The 22286-nt window shown below is 57.0% G+C and carries 15 protein-coding genes; 5 read left to right on the top strand and 10 right to left on the bottom strand.

The genetic code is table 11. The features are described from left to right. Positions 1–118: 118 nt before the first annotated feature. Positions 119–1414: a cysteate synthase gene (locus C1A08_RS03120; protein WP_101571317.1), complete on the top strand. Its 1296-nt coding sequence runs from the start codon at positions 119–121 to the stop codon at positions 1412–1414. Positions 1415–1621: 207 nt separating this feature from the next. Here the strand turns inward: C1A08_RS03120 and C1A08_RS03115 are convergent, their stop codons facing one another. From C1A08_RS03115 to C1A08_RS03095, 5 genes are all read right to left on the bottom strand, one after another. Further along, complete coding sequence (locus C1A08_RS03115) at positions 1622–1966, bottom strand: GNAT family N-acetyltransferase (RefSeq protein ID WP_216645966.1); 345 nt, start codon at positions 1964–1966, stop codon at positions 1622–1624. Positions 1967–2031: 65 nt separating this feature from the next. Further along, entirely contained in the window at positions 2032–4023 is a 1992-nt protein-coding gene (locus C1A08_RS03110) for a glycoside hydrolase family 127 protein (protein ID WP_101571315.1), read from the bottom strand. Between the two features lie 52 nt (positions 4024–4075). Further along, the gene (locus tag C1A08_RS03105; protein WP_101571313.1) at positions 4076–5389 is read right to left on the bottom strand and encodes a TolC family protein; all 1314 of its coding nucleotides are present in this window, start codon (positions 5387–5389) and stop codon (positions 4076–4078) included. After that, on the bottom strand, positions 5386–8415 hold the full coding sequence (locus C1A08_RS03100; protein ID WP_101571311.1) for an efflux RND transporter permease subunit: 3030 nt from the start codon (positions 8413–8415) through the stop codon (positions 5386–5388). The genes C1A08_RS03105 and C1A08_RS03100 overlap by 4 nt, the downstream gene beginning before the upstream one ends. A gap of 12 nt (positions 8416–8427) precedes the next feature. Next, entirely contained in the window at positions 8428–9498 is a 1071-nt protein-coding gene (locus C1A08_RS03095; RefSeq protein ID WP_101571309.1) for an efflux RND transporter periplasmic adaptor subunit, read from the bottom strand. A gap of 220 nt (positions 9499–9718) precedes the next feature. On the opposite strand from C1A08_RS03095, the gene C1A08_RS03090 reads away from it, so the two are divergent. After that, a complete protein-coding gene (locus C1A08_RS03090; protein ID WP_101571307.1) occupies positions 9719–10999 on the top strand; it encodes a mechanosensitive ion channel family protein in 1281 nt (426 codons plus the stop codon). 2 nt (positions 11000–11001) lie between these two features. Here the strand turns inward: C1A08_RS03090 and C1A08_RS03085 are convergent, their stop codons facing one another. Then, positions 11002–11808: a hypothetical protein gene (locus tag C1A08_RS03085; protein ID WP_145996504.1), complete on the bottom strand. Its 807-nt coding sequence runs from the start codon at positions 11806–11808 to the stop codon at positions 11002–11004. Between the two features lie 76 nt (positions 11809–11884). Further along, positions 11885–12871 carry a nucleoside hydrolase gene (locus C1A08_RS03080; protein WP_055202015.1) on the bottom strand — a complete coding sequence of 329 codons (987 nt, stop codon included), beginning with the start codon at positions 12869–12871 and terminating at the stop codon, positions 11885–11887. Positions 12872–13035: 164 nt separating this feature from the next. Between C1A08_RS03080 and C1A08_RS03075 the strand changes: the two genes are divergently transcribed. After that, positions 13036–14376: a Gfo/Idh/MocA family oxidoreductase gene (locus C1A08_RS03075; RefSeq protein WP_055203461.1), complete on the top strand. Its 1341-nt coding sequence runs from the start codon at positions 13036–13038 to the stop codon at positions 14374–14376. A gap of 75 nt (positions 14377–14451) precedes the next feature. On the opposite strand, the gene C1A08_RS03070 is transcribed toward C1A08_RS03075, so the two are convergent. From C1A08_RS03070 to C1A08_RS03060, 3 genes are all read right to left on the bottom strand, one after another. After that, positions 14452–15087 carry a hypothetical protein gene (locus C1A08_RS03070; protein ID WP_101571303.1) on the bottom strand — a complete coding sequence of 212 codons (636 nt, stop codon included), beginning with the start codon at positions 15085–15087 and terminating at the stop codon, positions 14452–14454. 25 nt (positions 15088–15112) lie between these two features. After that, positions 15113–17179 carry a M3 family metallopeptidase gene (locus C1A08_RS03065; protein ID WP_055202011.1) on the bottom strand — a complete coding sequence of 689 codons (2067 nt, stop codon included), beginning with the start codon at positions 17177–17179 and terminating at the stop codon, positions 15113–15115. 80 nt (positions 17180–17259) lie between these two features. Continuing rightward, a complete protein-coding gene (locus C1A08_RS03060) occupies positions 17260–20007 on the bottom strand; it encodes a putative LPS assembly protein LptD (protein ID WP_257937033.1) in 2748 nt (915 codons plus the stop codon). Positions 20008–20095: 88 nt separating this feature from the next. Here C1A08_RS03060 and C1A08_RS03055 point away from each other — a divergent pair, with 88 nt between their 5' ends. Continuing rightward, positions 20096–21277: an N-acetylmuramoyl-L-alanine amidase family protein gene (locus C1A08_RS03055; RefSeq protein ID WP_101571301.1), complete on the top strand. Its 1182-nt coding sequence runs from the start codon at positions 20096–20098 to the stop codon at positions 21275–21277. A 43-nt stretch (positions 21278–21320) separates the two neighbouring features. Next, complete coding sequence (locus tag C1A08_RS03050; RefSeq protein WP_101571299.1) at positions 21321–22271, top strand: MlaD family protein; 951 nt, start codon at positions 21321–21323, stop codon at positions 22269–22271. The last annotated feature ends 15 nt before the right edge of the window (positions 22272–22286 follow it).

Below are 22286 nucleotides of genomic sequence, written 5' to 3'. Positions count from 1 at the left end.
TTGTTGCGGGGTCTGTATCCGGTCGTTTCTGTTGGCTGTTTCTTAAAATTGTCCTACTTTTGTAAAGCGTCCCGGTCGTTCGGGAAACGCAGAAACGATAGTTCATCCGATTAAGAACATGGAAAATTTTAACGCCACCAGGTATAAGTTGCAGAATGTCGCGACGAAACGGATTTTCGAAGACGAGGGCTGGACGCTCGACGATACGCAGAGTTCGCATCCGTCGCTGATCCGCGCCGTTTACGAATCGCAGCAAATCCATCCGCACGGCGAGGAGCACGGGATTTACCGTTTCGCCGAATGGTTGCCGGTCAAAAGGATGCTGGCCGGTTCGTGCGCGCCGGTAACTTACAAGAGCAAAGGACTTGCGCAGAAACTTGGGCTTAAAAATCTGTATATTACGTTCAACGGTTATTTCCCGGAGATCGGGGCCCGGATGTCCACCTGCTCGTTCAAAGAGACGGAGGCGTATTCGGTTTGCGGAAGGCTGAACGGCAGCCACAAGGACAAAGTGCTGGTGGTGGCTTCGGCCGGCAATACGGCGCGCGCTTTTGCCAAAGTCTGTTCCGATAACCGTATTCCGCTGCTGCTGAGCGTGCCGGAAGACAACATCGACGCGCTGTGGTTCGACGCGCCGCTGAACGATTGCGTGAAACTGATCGTTTCGCAGAAGGGAAGCGACTATTTCGATGCGATCCATCTGAGTAACCTCGCCCTGCAATCCGATAAATTTTTCGCAGAAGGCGGCGCCAAGAACGTGGCTCGCCGCGACGGGATGGCGACCACGGTGCTTTCGGCCGTAACGCATATCGGCCGGATTCCGGACTACTATTTCCAAGCCGTAGGCAGCGGAACCGGAGCGATCGCCGCCTGGGAAGCCAACCTGCGCCTGATCGAGGACGGTCGGTTCGGCAATCACAAAATGCGGCTGATGGTGTCGCAGAACGCGCCGTTCGTGCCGATGTACAATGCATGGAAAGCCCGCTCGCGCGAAATGCTGCCTTACAACGACGACTGCGCCCGTATCGACGCCGAAGAGATCGACGCCAAAGTGCTGTCGAACCGCAAGCCGCCCTACGGGATCAAAGGCGGGCTCTTCGATGCGTTGACCGATACCGGCGGCGATATCCTGGTTGCGACCAACGAAGCAGCGCGCGCCGCTAAAGAGCTTTTCCTGGAGTGCGAAGGCGTGGATATTTACTCCGCTCCGGCCGTGGCGCTGGCTACGCTGATCCAGGCGGTGCGCGACGGCGAGGTCGATCCGGAAAAGATCGTTATGCTGAACGTTACCGGCGGTGGGGAGAAACGCTTTATGCAGGGCAAAAAATTACATTACCTGAAGCCGTCGGCCGTCTTCCCGATCGATCCGGATGCAAAAGAGGTGGCCGAAAAAGTAGGTCGCCTGTTTTCGTAGCGAGGCGCGACTTATATAAGAACGAAAAACGACCGGCAGTCTGTCGGTCGTTTTCCTTTTTTTCGTAATTACGGGATTTCGCCCGCCGGAACGTTTTCCTGCCTGGGAAATTTTTCCAGATAGACGAGCCGCATTCCGGGATAGGCCTCTCTTTCGGGGAAAGGACGGTAGCCCAGCCGCCGATAAAGAGCCAGGTTCCGAACGCTGCTATGGCTTGTGAAGAGTTCGCATCGGTGGATACTCTTTTTCGATCGATCCGAGCAGTTCGGTGCCGATCCCTTTTCTCCGTTGTTGATGCCCGACGATCAGTTTGCCGATGAACAGCGTGCGACCGTCCGTATGCGCGCGGACGGAGCCGACGATTCTGCCGCAGCCGTCGGTCGCTTTCAGTACGACGCCCGTTTCGAATTCCGCTCGCAGCTCTTGCAGCGTTTGCAGCAAAGGGGGAATCCGGAAGTCGTTCAGCAATTCGGCTTCGCTTCGGTAAGCGAGGTATTGCAGATCCAGGATCTGTTGCAGGTCGCATCTTTCCGCCCGGGTTATCGTCGTCATATCCGTATTCACGTTCGAAGCGCCTGCACGAGTCGTGCAGGCGCTTCGAACATAGGGTGAAAATATTATTTCTTATAAATGTCCGGAATCTCGGGACGCCCGACGCCTACGGTCACGTTGACGCGCCAATCCACGTTGTTCGTGTACAGGTGACGGAAATCGAACGGCTGTTGCGCCCATACGCGGAAGATATTGCCTTCCTGCCAGGTATTTCCGGCCGAGGTGTAGTCGCACATCCGCAGGATGTGTTTGTTGCCCGCTTCGTCCTTGCACGGTACGTCGAACGTCATCCAGATCGCCGGCGTTTCCGGGTTTTCGACCAACTGAACGTCGATGTAGTTGTCCGTGTCGCGCATGAATTCGTAGCGGTACATCGGCGGTTCGGTCACGCCGTCGCGACGCGGAATCAGCCGCGAGTCGAACGCCAGGACGATCGGCCCGCGGACAATGGCGGCGTCGCCTACGCCCGACGGCGCATCGACCACGCGCGCGCGCATGTCCAGTTCGACCTCGATCTTATCGTTGTCGTTCCAAGTGCGTTCGATCGAAGCGTACGTGCCCGGCAGGATGTAACCGTCGTAAGGTTCTCCGTTGATCTTGATGGCAGTGCGCTTGCTCCACTGCGGGATGCGCAGTTCGAGCGCGAAGGCTTCGCTTTGGGGCAAATTCACGGTCGCCGCCACGTTCCCCTGTACCGGGTATTCGCTTTCCATATTGATTTTCAGCGGTTGTCCGGAAGGCGTCTTGACGGTGCTGTTCATTTTGCCGTACAGGTTGATTGCGGCGCCGTCGGCGGTGGTCATCACGGCCCAGGAGGGAGTGATCATCAGTCCGCGCGGACCGTTGGCTACGCAGCAGCTCATCACCACGTCCGGGAACTGCTGGTGGCTGTGTACCCGTTCGCCCATCAGGCCGGCGTAGTACGACCACCATTCCCCTTTCGGCGACATTGAGGCGAGCAGGGCGTTGTAAAGGCTGGTTTCCAGTTCGTCCGCATAGCGGCTGTCGCCGGTCAGGCGCAACATTTGATACAGGAACTTCATCCAGGTTGCCGTCACGCAGGTCTCCATCCCCTGATACATCGGTTCGGTTTGGCGCATCTTGCCGTGGCACCAGATTTCGGCCATCGAACCCGATCCGACGATCATGATTTCGTCGCGGATGATCGTGTTGATCAACTTGTGGCAGGCCTCGAAATAGAGCGGATCGCCCGTAATGCGGTACATTTCGCACAGCCCTTCGAAACACGACATCATTTCGTAGGCTTTCGGCGCGCCGCTCATTTTCCATAACGGAGTGCCCGACACGGCTTCCTGAACCAGCCGTAGTCCGGTCGGCGTCAGCTTGTTCGGCGTGTCCCACGACTTGATGATATATTCGGCGAAATCGAGGTAGCGTTTATCCCCGGTTTTCTGGTACAGCAGCGCGATCGGTTCCAATACCGAGCAGGAGGCTAGCCCTTTCCAGCCGATCCATCCGGTCGCGGCGATGTTGACCCCGCTTCCCGGACCGGTTTCTGAGATCAGGTTGTCGGCCACTTTACAGGCGGCGTCGAGCACGCTTTTGTCCTGCGTCTGGTCGTAATAGGCCAGCAGGCCGAGCATGACGTATTTACGGCCCCAAATATCCCATTCGCCGAGGTGGTTCTCGTCGAGATAGGTACCGATGTATCCGTTTTTGTCCTGCGTGGCGATCAGTTCCTGCACGGCTTTATCTACCACGGCGCGGTTCTCGGCGGTCGGCGCATAACCGTAGCCCTGCATGGCCGCCGTGTACCATTTACCCCAGAATTCGGAGCGGAAGCCCCAGTTGCCGTCCGGTTTGTCGCGGAACGGCTGTACGACCCGTTCGATGTCTTGGGCCATCAACCGGTTGTTGATGCACAGGTCGAGTTTTTCGCCCAGGTAGCCGCCGAAATGGGTGGCTCCGTAAGCGGCCGGTTCGAGCACGTTGCGTACTTTGATCGTGGAGGCCGGCGCGGAAGTTTTTTTCTCTTTCCCGTAAGCTTGGGGGGCGAGCAGCGCTGCGGCTGCGGCGAGAAGTAAAAGTTTTTTCATAAGGTTGATTCGGTTCTTCGTTTATTGTACAAAGATAAAAAATTGTACGGAGTTATTCCAGATAAGACAAAATGTTTCCGCTGATCTGCTGTAACGAGATTTCGCACAGCTTCGTGTTGTATTGCGCCGAGAGAATGCGTTCCTCGGCGTCCAGCAGGCTTTTCTGGGCTTCCCGCATCTCGATGCCCGACAGGTCGCCGAGCAGGTAGCGCTCCATTGCGATTTCGTGGTTCTCGGTCGCTGCGACGAGGTTCTCCTCTTCGAGTTTCAGCAGTTCGAGGTTGTTGCGGTAAGCCTGCCAGAAGTCGGCCAGGTCGGCCCGCAGCGACAGTTCGAGCTGTTGCCGGGTGAGCTCGGCGTTTTCGATCTGGATGCGGGCGTTGCGTTGTTCGCGCCGTCGGTTGCCGTCGAACAGCGTGATGCCGAGCGTCGCGCCGACGTCCGGGCCCCAGGTTTGCCGCTGCCGGTTGGCGTTGTTGCCGTAGCGGTTCAGTTGGTAACCGTATCCTGCGTTCAGTTTGACGTAAGGATAGTTTCGCGCTTGGAGCGTTTTCAGATCCAGTCCGGCGAGCGCCGTATTGCGGTCGGCTTTGAGCAGCGAGGCGTTCGTTTGCAGCATCCGCTTGAGCAATTCACCTTCTTCGAGCCGGCTGTTGACCCGGATCAGCGAGTCGCAGATTTGCAGCGGAGCGTTGACGTCCGGGCCCGCCATCAGTTCGTTCAGCCGGATCAGCGACGCCTGCACCAGTTCCTGCTGGTTGATATACTGCGAACTGTCGGCATTGAAATCCACGCGCGCTTGTTGCAGGTCGAGCCGCGAAAAGTTACCGATCCGGTAGCGGGCTTCGACGATCCGCAGCCGCTCTTTCGACAGCGAGACGGCGTAAAGAAAATTTTTCAGCCGGATTTTCTGCTGTACGTAATTGTAATATTCGGCGGTCAGTCCCGCTACGAAATCCTCGATAGCGATCCGCGCATTGACTTCGCCGAGACCGCGCAGTTCCTCCAATCGCTTGTAATTGGTTTGCACCCGGAATCCGTCGAAAAGCGTCCAGCCGAGGTCGAGTCCCGCGTTTACCGTTTGGTCGTAAACTCCGGAAACGCTGCCGCGTTCTCCTTCGGCGCTTTCGGTGCGGTTTTCGCTCAGGGCGCCCGAATAACCGGCCGCCAGGTCGAGCGACGGCAGGCGGCCGGCATTGGCCGCCGTCACGTTGTTCGCGGCGATCTGTTGTTCGTTTTTCGAAATGCGGATCGCGTAGTTCTTCTCGAGTCCCTCCTGCAGGCAGGTTTGCAGCGTGTAGGTCTGCTGTGCCGACAACATTCCGCACAGACATCCCGCTGCGATCGACAAAACGTATTTTCTCATGCTTGCTTTTTTAATCGGTTCGTGGAGACATAGGTGTATATGGCCGGGACGATGTACAGCGTCATGATCGTCGAAACCAGCATGCCGCCCACCACGGCGATCCCCATTGTGATCCGTCCGTTGGCTCCCTCGCCGGTGGCGAAGGCGAGCGGCAGCAGCCCGAGAATGGTAGAGGCGCTGGTCATCAGGATCGGGCGCAGGCGTTGCAGCGCCGCTTCTTCGATGGCCTGCATCTTGGCGACGCCCGTTCCCTGTTTCTGGTTGGCGAATTCGACGATCAGGATACCGTTCTTGGCGACCAGGCCGATCAGCATGATGATCCCGATCTGGCTGAAAATATTCATCGTCTGCCCGGTCGCGAACATAAATATCAGCGCTCCGGCGACAGCCAGCGGTACGGTCAGCATGATGACGAACGGGTCTTTGAAACTTTCGAACTGGGCGGCGAGGATCAGGTAGATCAGTACGATGGCCAGCACGAAGGCGAACATCAGGCTCGACGAACTTTCGCGGAACTCTTTCGAGTCGCCGGCCAGCGCGGTGCGGAACGTGTCGTCTAGTACCTCTTTCGCGATTTTGTCCATCTCGTCGAGTCCCTGACCGATCGTTTTGCCTTCGGCCAGGCCTGCGGAGATCGTGGCCGAAACGAAACGGTTGTAGCGGTAGAGCTGCGGCGGCGCGATGCCTTCGGCCAGGCTCACCAGGTTGTCCAACTGGATCATCTCGCCTTTGTCGCTGCGGATATAGATCGATTTCAGGTCGACCGGCTTGTTGCGCTGCTGCCGGTTGATCTCGCCGAGTATTTCGTATTGTTTCCCGTTCATGTAGAAATACCCCATGCGCTGGCCGCTGAGCCCGTATTGCAGCGTCTGCGCGATGTCGCGGGTGCTGACGCCCATCAGGTTGGATTTGTCGCGGTTGATCGAAATGCGGGCTTCGGGTTTGCTGAATTTCAGGTTGACGTCGGCCATCTGGAAAGTCGGGTTGTCGTAGACCCTGGCCATGAACTCCGGCAGTACCTCCTGCAATTTTTCGAGGTTGGTGGCTTGTAGCACGTACTGAATCGGCATCGATCCGCGTCGGCCGCCGAAAGTCGATTGTTGCTGCACGAACGCGCGGGCCATCGTCTTGCTTTTGACCGCTTTGGATAGCTGTTCGGCGATATCCATCTGCGACCGTTGGCGTTCGGTGATGTCTTTCAGCGCGATCTGCACGTTTCCGCTGCCGCTCGATACGCGGGCCGTGACGGCCCGGGATTCGGGAACCAGCGTGTCGACCAGCCGGTTGATGTCCTCGGTATAGTCGCGTATGTATTCGTAAGTGACGCCTTCCGGTCCGCGCGTATTGATCGTAATCATCGAACGGTCTTCCAGCGGCGCCATCTCGGACGGAATCCGGCTCCACAGGACGTAGATGATGCCGACCATCGCCAGCACGATCGGGAAGGCGAGCACCCTGCGGCGCAGGAACGCCGCCAGCGTGCGGCTGTAAAAACGGTTCATGCCGACGAAGAACGGTTCGGTCTTGCGGTAGAACCACCCCGGCCGGTCGCGGTGCTTCAACAGCTTGGTCGCCAGCATCGGTGTGAAAGTCAGCGCCGAGAATGCCGAAATGATCACCGCGCCGGCCACTACGAGGCTGAATTCCCGGAACAGCCGGCCGGTCATGCCCTCCATGAATACGATCGGGAAAAAGACGGCCACCAACGTGATGGTCGTCGAGATGACGGCGAAAAAGATCTCCTTAGCTCCTTCGATACCGGCCTCCTTCGGACTCATGCCGCGTTCGATGCGGATGTAGATATTTTCGGTCATCACAATCGCGTCGTCGACGACCAGTCCGACGGCCAGCACCACGGCCAGCATCGACAGCACGTTGATCGAGAATCCGGCCAGGTACATCACGAAGAACGATCCGATCAGCGAGACGGGGATTACTACGCACGGCACCAGCGTCACGCGCCAGTCGCGCAGGAACAGGAAAATGATGACGATCACCAGGAAGAAGGCTTCGTATACGGTGCTTTCGACTTCGTTGATCGAGGCGCGGATGAATTTCGTGTTGTCGAATCCGTAGCTGGTTTCCACGTCTTCGGGCAGATCCTTTTTCATCCGTTCCATTCGTTCGTAGACCGCGTCGGCGATTTCGATGTGGTTGGCTCCGGGCTGCGGGATCACGACGACGCCGACCATCGGCACCCCGTTCATCTTCATGTAGCTGCGGGTGTCCTGCGGGCCGAGCTCCGCCCGTCCGATGTCGCGGAATCGGATGATTCGGTTGTTCTCTTCTTTGATTATGAGACTGTTGAATTCTTCTGCGGAGTGCATCAGTCCGAGCGTGCGAATGGTCAGTTCCGTGGTGTTTCCCTCGATGCTGCCCGACGGGAGTTCGACGTTCTCGCGGTCTACGGCGTTTTTCACGTCGACCGGCGTAAGGCCGAAACCGGCCATTTTGACCGGGTCGAGCCACAGCCGCATCGAGTAGCGCTTTTCACCCCAGATCGAAACGCTGCTGACGTCGCTGATCGTTTGAAGTTGTTCTTTAACCGTCAGGTCGGCGATTTCGCTCAGTTCCAGCAGCGAGCGTTTGTCGCTGCGGATGGCGACCATCAGGATCGGCGAAGCGTCCGCATCGGCTTTCGATACGGTCGGCGGATCGCAGTCGCGCGGCAGGTAGCGTTGTGCGCGCGAGACTTTGTCGCGCACGTCGTTGGCGGCGGTTTCGAGGTCGACCGACAGTTCGAATTCGACCGTGATGCGACTCGATCCCTGGCTGCTGACGCTCGACAGCGAGCGGATGCCGGGGATGCCGTTGATGTTTTGTTCGAGCGGCTCGGTAATCTGGTTCTCGATTACGTCGGCGTTCGCGCCCGGGTAGGAGCACGAGACTGAAATGATCGGGTTGTCGACGCTCGGATACTCCCGCACGCCGAGGTAATTGTACCCGATGAGGCCGAACAGCAGGATGATCACGGTCATCACCGTGGCGAGCACCGGCCGCCGGATACTGATTTCTGAAATATTCATACGGCGGCGGAATTAGTCGATACGGTCGAGTTTCACTTGCAGTCCGGTACGCAACTGCAACGTTCCAGAGGTAATCAGCGTGTCGCCCGTCTGCAATCCGCTGACCACTTCGACCTGAGCGTCGGTGCGCAGTCCGGTTTCGATCTGCACCGGCTGGGCTGTTCCGTTCCTGTACAGGAAGACCTTGTCTACGCCCAGTTCCGGGACGACGGCTTCGGTCGGAATGACAATGGCGTTCAGTACCTTGCGCGTTTGCGCATACACGTTGGCGAAGCGGCCGGGCATCAGTTTCCGGTCGGCGTTCGGATAGAGCGCTCTCACCGGAAGCAGGTGGTTGGCGTCGAGGCTCGAACCGATGGCGTAAACCGAGGCTTCGAACGGTTTGAGTTCCCCGGTCAGCCGGAAAGTGACGCGCGTTCCCTTACGGATCTCGGACGCGTATTGTTCGGGTACCGAAAATTCGATTTTCAGCGGAGAAGTCTTGGTCAGTTTGGCCACGACTACCGACGGCGAAGCGTAAGCCCCCTCGCTGACGTGGCGCAGCCCGATGATCCCGTCGAACGGCGCGCGCAGTTCGGTCAGGCCGATATTGGCTTTGACCAGGGCGATGTCGGCGTTCAGGGTCGCCAGTTCGGTGCGCGCCTGTTCGTAGGCTTCCTGGCTGACGGCATCCTTTTCGAGCAGTGCGCTCTGACGGTACACGCGGTCTTCGGCCAGCTTCAATTGGGCTTCGAATTTCGATAGCTGGGCCTGAAGCGGCTTGTCGTTCACTTTGGCCAGCAGATCGCCTTTGCGCACGACGGTTCCTTCGGTAAAATTGATCTGCTCGATTTTGCCGGATGTTTCGAACGTCAGGTCGACTTCCTCATCCGGAAGCAGGGTGGCGATTGTGAAAATGCCGTCGCTCAGTTCCTGTTCGCGGACGATCTGCGCGTTTACGTTCAGTATGTTGGCTCTGGAAGAGGCCGGCGGTGCGTCGATACCGGCATCCGGTTTTTTTTCGCGCATCAGCCGGTAAGTGCCCAGACCGATCGCGACGACAAGAATCAGGGCGGTAATTGCCCATTTCGTCTTTTTGTGCATGCGAAGTAAAAAGTTAAGTTAAGGAAGTCAGGTTCCTGCAAATATAGAAAATTCGTTTCAAAATCGAATGTGCCCCGGACGTTTTTTCGTATTCTTTTGCCTGGCGGGCAGACGTTGCGCGGGCGTTTGTTTGCCGGTTTCCGGCATTTGTCGCGGGCGGTTCGGGCATTGGCCAAATATTTGCTCGTAAACTTCGGATAAATGTTGATTTTCAGTTTTTATGGAAGATAGTGTTCTGGTTAAATGGGCGCACAACCTGCTCGTGCAGGTCGGTATCGAGCCCGAGACGGCCCATCTGCTCGATCAGTTCGTCATCATCGCGATGATCCTGCTTTGCGCGTTGGCGGCCGACGTCATTTGTCGTTTCGTCATTCTCGCCGTCGGCAGGCGGATCATCGTCCGGACGAAGAAGCGTTGGGGCGAACTGTTGTTCAATCGGGACGTGCTGCGCAAGTTCTCGAACATCGTTCCGGTCGCATTGATCTATATCCTGATTCCGCTGGCTTTTCCGGAACATTCCGAAACGCCCGTGCTGCTCCGGAAAATCTGTTTGCTGTACGTTATTTTCGTGGTCGTCATGTTCGTCAACATGCTGCTGAAGGTGTTTTTCGGCATTTTGGAACAGAAAGAAACCCTGCACGACCGCCCGTTGAAAGGCCTGCTTCAAATCCTGCAGGTCGGTCTGTTCTTTTTGGCGGCGATCGTGGTGACCAGCCTGCTGATCGGCCGTTCGCCGCTGAAGCTGCTGGCCGGGTTGGGCGCTTCGGCGGCGATCCTGATGCTGATATTCAAGGACACGATCATGGGGTTCGTGGCCGGAGTCATGTTGTCCGCCAACAAAATGTTGAGACCGGGCGACTGGATCAGTATGCCGAAGTACAACGTGGACGGCACGGTGCTCGAAGTGACGCTGAATACGGTCAAGATACAGAATTTCGACAATACGGTTACGACCGTTCCGCCTTTCATCCTGACCGGCGATTCGTTCCAGAACTGGCGCTGGATGCAGGAGTCCGGCGGCAGGCGGATCATGCGTTCGATCAACATCGATTTGGGCAGCGTCCGGTTCTGTACGCCCGAAATGACCGAAAAATATAAGGATATAGAGCTGTTGCACGACTATATCGTTCAGCGCGAGACCGAATTCGACCGGTACCGTAACGGTGCGGAAAACCCGAACGGCGCCGATTTTTTCCGGCTGACCAACCTGACTGTTTTCCGAGCTTACCTGAACCTCTACTTGAAAAAATTGGCCGTCGTCAACCACGAGCTGACCTGCATGGTGCGCCATCTACAGCCCACTCCGAACGGGATTCCGGTCGAGGTGTACTGTTTTTCGGTCATCAAGGAGTGGGTCGCCTACGAAAGCGTCCAGGCCGATCTGTTCGACCATATCATCGCGGTCGTGCCCGAATTCGACCTGGTGCTGTTTCAGAATCCTTCCGGCAACGACATCCAGCGGATTTTCCGTCCGGCGCGGAATGTTGCGGTCGGAGCGTAGGGTCAGCGGCGATAACTTTTGTTATTTTCCTTTTTATCGACCTTTTGCGTCCGATCCTTCTCTCGGTCGCTGCGGCGGTCGTCGTTTCTCCGCGAAGCGTCGCGCGCGCTATGTCCGGAGATGGATTTTTGGTTCCGCGGACGGTATTCGGGGCGCTGCGGCCGGTCGGTGCTCGAAGGCCGCTGCGGCCGAACCGGATGTCCCGGCGGAACGGCGGGACGGTTGCCCGGCATTTGCGGACGCGGAGGGTGCGGGGGGCGTACGACCGGGCGCGGAGGTTTGGGCGCGGGCCGGCGGTGCGGCGCATCGGGCCGGAAGTAAGACCAGCCGTGGCGGTAAACGGGAGGCGGAACCCGTCCCGGATGACGGTGCGCGTAGTATGCGTTCCAGTACCGACTGTATTCGCGGAACCTGCCGAGGATGATGCGGAAGTCCGCCGACGAACGTCCGATTCCGAAATGGAGCGAAACGTTGATCCAGTTGCGGTCTTTGCCGCGCCGGTAATAGTCCATCACGGCGCGCAACGGATATCCCGATCGGCGCGACAGTTCGATTCCGGCCAGCAGGTCGCTCGGCGAGTATCCTTTGCGGAGGTAGTACCGTAGGTCGTTGCGCGGGAAATTGTATTCCCGTGCGGCCCAGATCACGAACTGGTCGGAATAAGGGGCCGCGTAATTGTTGATTTGCACGCCCCATTCGTACAGATCGCCGTCATCGTAATCGTCGTCGTCGAAATAGCGGTCCGCCGGGTGTGCGAAGACCGCGTATCCGAGGAACAGGCTCCCCAGGATCAGTATGATTCTTTTCATGGCTTCCATTCGGTTGGTTGTTTTCCGTAAAACGTTTTCCTTCGGCAAAAGTTACGTCCGGAGCGGCTTGCGAAAGTTATTTCCGTACCGTGGGCTGATGCATCATCAATGCTTCGATCGTAGCCGTAACCTGTTCGGTCGGCATTTTCGGCAGCAGCCGCGCGTGTCGGCCGGCCGGATCGGGCGTCCAGTGATCGTTGCTGTCGGCCGGCGTGACCGTCAGCGTGCCGGTTTCGAGACCGAAATAGGGTTCGGCTCCGCGTACGGCGACCAGTACGGCCGACTGATCCCAACTGTTCCGTCCTTCCGGATTATCCTGTTCGAGACACATTTTATAGGCTTCGCGCACCGGACTCCCTTCGACCGGCATGGCCGCGGTCTGCTTGCCGGTGATGATCTTTTCGCCGATGTCGAATCCGCTCAAAACGATCGGGGTCGGCCAGTTCTCGAATACGTACTGACTGGCCGGCGCGTCCATCATCACGTTGAACTCCTTGCCTTCCGGAAAATACCCGGCCATCGAAACCAGCCGTTTCACTTTGGCCGCGACCAGTTCTTTGCCGGACAGCGGGCTGTCGGCGTCCGGCCCCGATTCGAGCAGGTCTTTCAGGTTCGTGAAAAAGCCGACCGTCACGACGACGACGCTGGTGTCCGGTTGCGCGTTCAGCACCCGCCGGTAAACCGATACGGCGTCTTCGGCCTGCGATGCGCTTTCGACCTTATGCGGGAAACGGGACGGAAGTTCTTCGGTCCACTTCAGCCCTTTATGCCAGGTATCCATACTGACCCCTTCGCCTTTCGGCGCGCCGACGGGAATCCCGGGCCGCCCGAAATAGGTGTTCAGTACGTCGATGCACGGCGCGGTGGTCTCCTGTTTATTCGACGAGACGGTGGCCAGGATATCGACTTCGCCGGAGTCGGCCAGCGCATGCAGTACGGCCATGGCGCCCACGTCGTCGTAGTCGGGAGCCATATCCGTGTCGAAAATCAGCGAAACGGGTTGCTTTTTCGGCGCGCAGGCCGCGCAGCACAGTGCCAACAGTAGGTAAAAAAACGTTTTCATAGGTTTTTCGATTAAGTTGTCGAAATGTAAAGGTAACGAACGGACGCGGGATATGCAAAACGGAATCGTTTTTTTAAAATATTTTGTTTTTCCCGGGCGAAATGAGTAACTTGCCTACATGATTTCCCAAAAACAAAAAACCGAAATTATTAAACCAACTGAAAATGAGTTCTGAATCGAAATTCTCACGCCGCGATTTTCTGAAAGTTTCCGCACTCGGCGCAGCCGGGGCGTTACTGATGCCCTCCGGGCTGGCGGCTGCTGCGAAAAGCAAAAAAAATGAAAAAACCGCTGCCAACGACACGATCAACATCGGTTTTATCGGCCTCGGTCAGCAGGCGATGCACCTGCTCAACGGTTTCATTACCATCGACGGGGTGAAAGTAGTGGCCGGCTGCGACGTCTACGACGTGAAACGCGCCCGCTTCGATAAGCGCGTGAAGAAATACTACGCCGATCACGGCGAAAAATGCAAGGTCGACCTGTACGAAGATTATCAAGAGCTGCTGGCGCGTCCCGATATCGACGCGGTCGTGATCGCCACGCCGGATCACCAGCATGCGATCATCGCTATCGCCGCCTGCAAGGCCGGCAAAGACGTTTACCTCGAAAAACCGATGACGCTGACCATTTATGAAGGACAGCAGCTTCGCAAAGCGGTGCGTAAGTACAGCCGCATCCTGCAAATCGGCAGCCAGCAGCGTTCCGACGCCGAATTTATCCACGCTGCCAACCTGTGCCGCGAGGGGGAACTCGGCAAGATCGGGCTGATCAAGGTGCATGTGGGCGGTTCGCCGACTCCCTACACGCTGCCGAAACAGGAAGTGCCGGCCGGCCTGAATTGGGACAAGTGGCTCGGTCCGCTGCCCGAAACCATTTATTACAATTCGGATTTGGACCCGGTCATCACGATCGATCCCGAGCAGAACGAACAGCTCTGGGGCGCATGGCGCTGGTATCAGGGCATGGGCGGCGGCCTGATGACCGATTGGGGCGCGCACATGTTCGACATCGCGCAGTGGGCGATGGGCAAGGACGGCAACGGCCCGGTCGAGATTATTCCCGCCGGATACAGCTATTACGATCACCTGACTTATAAATACGACAACGGAACGACCGTTACCGAACAGGAGTTCGACGGCGGTAAGCAGGGACTCAAAATTTACGGCGACAACGGCTGGATCCAGGTGTGCCGCGGCGAATTCCTCGCTTCCGACCCGAAATTCATGCCGAAGGCCGAGAAACAGCAGGACAGCAGCGTGCCTTACGAGACGAAAGTCGGGCACTACCAGACCTTTATCAACTCGATGCGTTCGCGGATCGATCCGAACGTTCCGGTGGAAGTGGGACATAGTTCCTGCACGGTCTGCAATTTGGGCAACATCGCCAACGAACTGAAGCGTCCGGTGGTGTGGAACCCGATCGTCGAGAAATTCATGAACGATCCGGAAGCCACTAAACGGATGCATTACCAGTACCGCGACGGATATTCGCTGGACGTTTAGCGTTCCGGCATCGAAACGAAAGCGGAGGAAATGTCGTTTTCCTCCGCTTTCGTTTTTGTCTGTCCGCAAGGACGGTCAGTCCAGATAAACTTTTTGATAGGTAAGCTGTCCGAGTCCGTCGTTGGCTACGAGGGTTTCCGGTTCGAACAGGATCTCGAACCGGCGCTGGGGCCGGCCGGCTTCCTGAGGGTTCAGTACCAGTTCCGATTCGGAGCTCAGTCCCCAGCGTCCGTCCTCGCGCTGTTCGGTCGTTTCGGTGAAACGGACGACCGTATAGGTGTAGTCGCCCCTCAGGTGCAGCATCCGGTTGCCTTCCCCGCCGCTCGCGTTGCTACGGTACATGCCCGCGATCAGGCCGTTCGGATCGCAGTGGGTCGCCCGGTCGAAACCGAAAGGTTCACGGACGACCATCCGGACCGGGCCGTTCGACGAGTCGGCTTCTTGCCGGATCTCGGCGTGGCAGAACATGTGAACCCGCTCGTGGGGGGCCGGCCGCATTTGTTCGTAGTTTGCGATGACTTTCGGATACGCCCCGCTGCGGTCGAGCAGATAGGTACGGCCGGTCGCGCAGTCGAAAAACCGGGCCGTGTCGTCGTAGCAGACGAATTCGCCTCCGAAATAGTCGGACGGAAGCGGTTTCGCACGGTTGCATCCGGAGGCCCACAGGCCGATTCCAAGCAATCCCAGCAGGCAGTAACGTCGGTTTTTCATAGCAATTCCCGGTTTGTGTTTCGGACTATTTGATTCCCATTTTGTCGAATAGCGCCTGCGTGTCGGGTTTATGTCCGCGGAAACGGACGTACAGCTCCATCGGGTGCTCCGAGTTGCCTTTCGACAGGATGTTTTCGCGGAACGACGCGGCCGTCTCCCGGTCGAAAATGCCTTTTTCCTTGAACAGCGAGAACGCGTCCGCTTCGAGCACTTCGGCCCATTTGTAGCTGTAATACCCGGCGGCATAGCCTCCGGCGAAGATGTGCGTGAACGAGGTCGACATGCACTGTCCGTCCACCCGCGGCATCACCTGGGCCCTGGCGACTGCCTTCGCTTCGAAAGCGTCGGCCGGTTCGTTCACGGGGGCGGTAATGCTGTGCCAGGCCATGTCGCACAAACCGAACGATACCTGGCGGATATGCTGGTAGGCGGCCAGGTAGTTCTTGGCGTCGATGATCCGCCGGATCAGCTCGGCCGGCATCTTTTCGCCGGTCTGGTAGTGTACGGCCCAGAGGTCGAGGAACTCTTTCTCGGTAGCCCAGTTCTCCATAATCTGCGACGGCAGTTCGACGAAATCGCGGTAGACCGACGTGCCGGTCATGCCGGGGTAGTTTCCCTGCGAGAAAATGCCGTGCAGCGAGTGTCCGAATTCGTGCAGCATCGTGCTGACCTCGTCGAATGTCAGCAGCGACGGGGTATTCTCGGTCGGTTTCGTGAAGTTGAAAACCAGCGAGACCAGCGGGCGGGTGTCCTGCCCGTCGCGCGCCGACTGGCTGCGGAATTCGGTCATCCAGGCCCCGCCGCGTTTCGAGGCCCGCGGGAAGAAGTCCATGTACAGTACGGCCAGGAATTTCCCGTCGGCGTCGTGCACTTCGTAGGCCTTTACGTCCGGGTGGTAGACCGGGATGTCGGGGTTCTCTTTGAACGAGATTCCGTAGAGTCTGCCGGCCAGGTCGAAAATGCCGGCCTGCACGTTTTCGAGTTTGAAATAGGGCTTGGTCAGCTCTTCGTTGATGCTGTATTTTTCGTTTTTCAGTTTTTCGGAATAGTAGGAAAAATCCCACGGCATCAACTCGCCGGTAAAACCGTTCGCGGCCGCATATTCGGCGACGCTCTTTACGTCGGCATGCGCGGCGCCGATCGCCCGGTCGAGCAGTTCGGTCAGGAAAGCGTTGACCGTCGGGGCGCTTTCGGCCATCCGTTCTTCGAGCACATAGTCGGCGTAAGTATCGTAGCCGAGCAGGCGGGCCACTTGTAGCCGGGTGTCGGCGATCTCTTCGACGATCTTCGAGTTGTCGAACTCGCCGCCGAACGCGCGGGTGTTATACGCTTTCCACAGCTTCTCCTTCAGCTCGCGGTTCGACGAGTACATCATAAACGGCGACATGCTCGGGTATTGCAGCGTGACGACCCACCCTTCGAGGTTACGCTCTTTGGCCTCGGCCGCCGCTCCTTCGCGGACAAAGTCGGGCAGTTCGGCGACCTGCGCCGAGTCGGTGATGTGCAGGATAAAGGCGTTGGTCGCGCCGAGCGTGTTCTGGTTGAATTTCTGGGTCAGTTGCGACAGTTTGGCGGTTAACTCGCGGTAGGTCTTTTTATCCGTTTCGGACAGCGCCGCGCCGTTGCGCGCGAAATCCTTGTAGGTCTTTTCGAGCAGGCGAGACTGTTCGGGCGTCAGGGCGAGCGAGTCGCGTCGGGCGTAGACCGCTTTGACCCGTTCGAAAAGCGCCGGATTCAGCGTGATGTCGTTGCTGAATTCGGTCAGAACAGGCGAGATTTCCAGCGCCAGGTTCTGCATCGTGTCGTTCGTGTTCGCTTCGTTCAGGTTGAAAAAGACGCTGCTGACGTTGTCGAGGCGTTCTCCGCTGAACGCAAGCGCTTCGACGGTATTCGCAAAGGTCGGTTCGTCGGGATTGTTCACGATGCGGTCGATGTCCGCGCGGGCCTCTTCGAGCGCTTTGTCGAAAGCCGGTTTGTAATCTTCGTTTGTGATTTGCGGGAACAGCGGCGCTTCGTAGGGCGCGGTGGACGTCACCAGCAGCGGATTCTTTTTTTCGCCGCAGGCTCCCAGCGTCAGGACGGGAATAGCCATACAATACAAAATTATTTTTTTCATTTCAAAGCAGTATAGAGATTGCAAATATCGTACTAACTAACGCGGCCCGCGACCGTTTAATTGTCGTAGAAGTTGTCGTAGAAGCTGCTGTTGCGGTCGTACTTGAGGTCTTTCAGCATCGAAGCCTTCACGTTGATCGTGAAGCTCCAGCTCTTGCGGAACCCGATCGGAACCCAGTTGAACGACATCTGCCAGCAGTGCAGGTCGCGGGTCAGCGTGAAGGTTCCCGGCGTGATTTTTTTCGATCCGAAGTCGTAACCGCCGTTGAACGTAACCCCCCATTTGGGCGTCAGGTTGACGCTGCCGTTGAAGCCGAGGGTTTGGACGATATTGGCCTGAAGCCCGGGCTTCGTATAGCTGAAGCTGTAATTGAATCCGAAATTCCACGGGATGCTGAAGTCGTAGTAAGTGGCCGACATCATTTGCCGCCGGGTGAACGGGTCGATCTGGTTGTAGCCGGGTTGCGTGAACATGTCGGTATATTCCGGAGGCACTTCGGTCGTCCCGCTGTTGATGTCGTTGATGGCTGCCGGCGACGAGGATCCCCGGTTTTTCGAATTGAACGAATAACCGAACGAGGTGCTGACGCTCGTGAGCCGTCCCAGTTTTCCTTTCCGCAGCATGAACTTGTTGACCTTTTGTCCGTTGGCGTTTATCTGATAGGGGTCGAGTGTGGCGTTGACGTTCAGGCCGACGTTTTTGAACAGGTTGGTGCGCAGGTTGATCGAGAAAGGAGCCAAGTTCAGCGAATCGGCCAGAAAATTGTAGGACGACGTGATGCTGAAGTTGTCGATCAGCTTGATCTTCCGGAATCCCGAGGTGTCCTTGTTGCTGCGCACTTTCATTTCCAGCGTTTGGGTGAGTCCGAAGGATATGCCCGCGCTACGCCCCGCGCTCGGCACCCCGTACAGACCCTCCTCGAACGGCGAATAGCGCCTCATGTTACCCAGCGTATCGCTCTGCACGTATTTGTAATACCCGTATTTGGCGGCTCCGAAATCGGGGCGGTAGTTGAAGCTGATCGTCGGGGTCAGCGTGTGGCGGAACGCCTGCACGGCAGCCGTTTTTTTGAACTGGTAGGTTCCGTACAGCTTGGTCGTGGCGCTGACCGAGAAACTGTAATCGTACAGCCGGTAGAAGCCGGTGGTCGTATCGCCGTTGACGACCGACCGGGAAACCGGGTCCCACTCCTTGTCGATCTTGCGGAAGTACCAGCGTTCCTGATAGTTTGCCGAAGGACTGACGTTGATGTAGTTGAGCAGGTTTAGCGACGTGGAGATCGGAATGTTGTGGTTGACGCCGTTCTTCATCTGCTTGAACATCCGGTCGGTGAACAGATCCCTTTCTTTGACTTTTACGTTGTTGCCGAGCGTTCCCGTGTAGGTGAACGAAATTTTCTCGTACCAGCGCTGCTTGCCGACGGCCTCTTTGCGCCGGAACGGATAGACGCGCGATACGCTGAAAACCACGTTCGGGAAACTCAGCGAAACGGTCGTGTCCTGCGAGTTCTGCGAGTGCTGCATGTTGGTCGATAAAGAGAACGGCGTACCGGCCCACGATTTGGAGTAGGAGATGCTGGAGTTGGTTTGCGTGTTCAGGTAGTCGTTGATCGTCTGCGCCCCGTATTTGCTGTAACCGCTGGTCGAAAAGTTCACGCTGGCCGAGAAGGTCGAGTTCGGGCGGAACTTCGCATCCTGCTGGTGCGTCCATTGCAGGTTGAAGTTGTTCATGTTGACGTAGTCGGGCTCGTCGCGTTCGCCGATGATGTCTTTCGAAAAGTAGAAATTCAGGCCGCCCCGGTATTTGTACCGCTTGACATACCGCGAAGCGAGGCTCGCTTGCCACGATCCCAGCGTGTAGAAACCGCCCTGGACGGTCATGTCCATGTAGTCGTTGAACGCGAAGTAATACCCTGCGTCCCGCAGGAAAAATCCCTTGATAGCCTCCTCGCCCCAGGTCGGCATGATGAAACCGGAGTGGCGTCCGCTCATCGTCGGAAAGAAGCCGAACGGCAGCCCGAGGAAATAGATCGGCACGTCTTCCATCACCAGGTACGACGGGCCGACGATCACCTTCTTGCCCGGAATGGTCTTGGCCTTGGTCATCGCCAGGTAGAAGTGCGGGTGATCCAAGTCGCAGGTGGTGTACTTGCCGTTGGCGATGTTGATCGTGTTGTCGGGCATTTTCTTGACGCGCGAGCCTTTCAGGTAGCCTTCGCCGTCCTGCGTCGTCACGCCTTTGATACGGGCCTTTTCGGTGGCGATATTGTAGGTGATCGTGTCCATCTGGTAGGTCGATCCTCCGTCGGTGAATTCGGGCCGGGTGTTCGTCTTGGTGGTCGTATCTTCGCGTCCGTAGGCGAAGATGATCTTGTCGTCCATGTTGATTTTCATGAAGTCCGCCTTCAGGTTTTTATCCTGGTAGTCGACGTCGCCTTTCTCGTAGATGTAGACCGTTTTGTTACGAAGATCGTAAACCAGCGAATCCTGGTTTTTCCCCGAAATTACGTCGTCGAGGAACGATTTGCGCTGCGCGGTGTCTTTCTTGGAAGTATCCCGCGCGGCGACGGCCGCACTGTCGGCCGCCGCATATTGCGGCGTCGCGGAAGAATCCAGTCCGGGGACGGAGTCTGCGGCCGCGTGCGCGATCGCAACGTTTTCCGTCAGCGAATCGCGTCCTGCGGTATCCTGCAAAAAAGATTCGTCCGAAGAGGCCGGATAAGCCCTCTCGCGGCTGAAAACAAGCTGTCCAAACGGGATCAGACATAGCAGGAGTAAGATATATTTCGCTTTTTTTAGCCGCAAATCCCAACAAATAATTTAACTTTGCAAAGTTATCAAATTTCGTCCGCAAAAATAGTTAAAAAAAAAGAGTTCTCTAACGTTTGCCGTAATGAAAGTTTCAAGCCTCACGTTTTTAACGGTTTCGGTCGTTTTTCTTTCGCTTTTCGGCGTCGTTATTACTGCTAACGCGCAAAAGAAGGAAATCGGTATAAATACCGTCGTAATTGATGCGGGACACGGCGGACGGGACGCGGGAGCCGTCGGCCGGATTTACAAGGAAAAAGATATCAATCTGGACGTTGCGCTCCGTTTGGGAAAGATGATCGGCCAGAAATATCCCGATGTCAAAGTGGTGTATACGCGCAAGACCGACGTGCTGATTCCGTTGAACGAACGGGGAAACATCGCTAACAAGGCCGGAGCGGATCTGTTCATTTCGATCCATATCAACAGCAACAAATCTTCCGCGCCGTCGGGCACGTCGACTTACGTGATGGGGGTCGACAAGGCCGGCAAGAACCTCGATGTCGCGATGAAGGAGAACGACGTGATTTCGTACGAAGACGATTATTCGACCAAATACCAGGGATACGTGCCCGGCTCGCCGGAATCGTTCATTATCTTTTCGCTGATCCAGTCCGCTTACTTGTCGCAAAGCTGCACGTTCGCGGATATGGTGCAGAAACAGTTTGCCAGTCAGACCAAAATGCAGAACCGCGGCGTGCACCAGGCCGGTTTTTTGGTGCTGTGGTCGGCGGCGATGCCGAGCATCCTGGCGGAGTTCGGGTTTATTTCGAATCCCGCGGAGGAGAAGTTCGTCGGTTCGGACAAAGGGCGCGAGACGTATGCGCGCTGTTTGTTCAACGCATTCAGCGAGTACAAGGTGCGCAGCGAGGGACGTGGCACACGGATTGTTTTGAGTGACGACGACGGGGACGATTCGCAGCCGAGGAACGATTCTGCGGCGGATTTCGCCCGGGACGAGCCGGAAACGGCCGCAACGGAGAGCGTCGCGGACGACAGCGGCGGGGAGATCGTCTACCGGGTTCAAGTCGCTTCGGCCCCGCAGAAACTGCCGAAGAATTCGTCCCGTTTCGGGCCTTATCGCGGCGAGGTGCAGGAGATCGTGATCGGCGGCACGTACAAATATTTCGTCGGCGGCACGTCGTCTTACCACGAAGCGTTATCTTTGCAAACCCAGGTGCGCAAGAGTATCCGGGACGCGTTCCTGGTCGCATTCGACGGCGATAAAACGATCCCGGTCGGCGAAGCGCGCCGCAGGCAGCAGTGATTGAACGAACGATTGTGAATAACGGACAGATAAAATTTTAGGCATGAAATTGAAACTGAGCAGAGAATTTAAGATAGGCTTTTTCGGGATACTGATGATCGCGGCGTTGTATTGGGGGATCAATTTCCTTAAGGGACGGGATTTGTTCACGTCGTCGGTGCATTACTATGCCGTATACGATCAGGTGAACGGCCTGCAGTCGTCGGCCGCCGTGCTGATCAAAGGTTATAAGGTGGGGTCGATCAGCGATATCAGCTTCGATCCGGAACGGTCGGATAAGGTGGTCGTGGAATTTTCGATCAAGTCGAAATTCAAGATTCCGGACGATACCAAGGCGCGGATTTTCAGCGACGGGCTTATGGGCGGCAAGGCCGTCGAACTGGAACTGGGCAAGTCGGCCAAATACCTGCAACAGGGCGATACGCTCTTTTCGGAGATCAACAAGGATTTCCTGGAGGTGGCCGGCAGCGAGTTCGAGTTCCTGAAACAGCGCGCCAACGACGTGATCAACCAACTGATGATTACGCTCGGACATATCAATACGCTGATGGCCGACAACAAGGACAACCTGAATGCGACATTCACGAACATCGCTTCGATATCGGGTAATCTCAACGAAGTGATCGCCGGGGAGAAAAACAACGTTCGCGAGATCGTGCAGAACCTGAACGAGTTGTCCAAAACGCTGAACGGCAAGTCAGGACAGATCGACCGGATCGTCACCAACGTCGAGAATTTCAGCGATTCGCTAAGCAAGTCGAAGATTCCGACGATGATCGCGCAGGTGACCACGACGCTCGAATCGCTGAACACGACGCTCGAAAAAGTCAACCACGGAGACGGCACGGTCGGTCGGTTCCTGAACGACCAGGCGTTGTATGACGAACTGGTGGACGCCACGGCGAATCTGTCGGCCCTGCTGGAAGATCTGAAAGCGCACCCGAGCCGTTATATCAACGTGTCGGTGTTCGGCCGGCGCAACCGGGACGAATAGCGCGTCCGTTTACCG

It is taken from the genome of Alistipes sp. cv1 (genome assembly GCF_900240235.1).
Taxonomy (GTDB): domain Bacteria; phylum Bacteroidota; class Bacteroidia; order Bacteroidales; family Rikenellaceae; genus Alistipes_A; species Alistipes_A hominis.
This window is presented reverse-complemented; position numbering and strand designations above follow the sequence as displayed.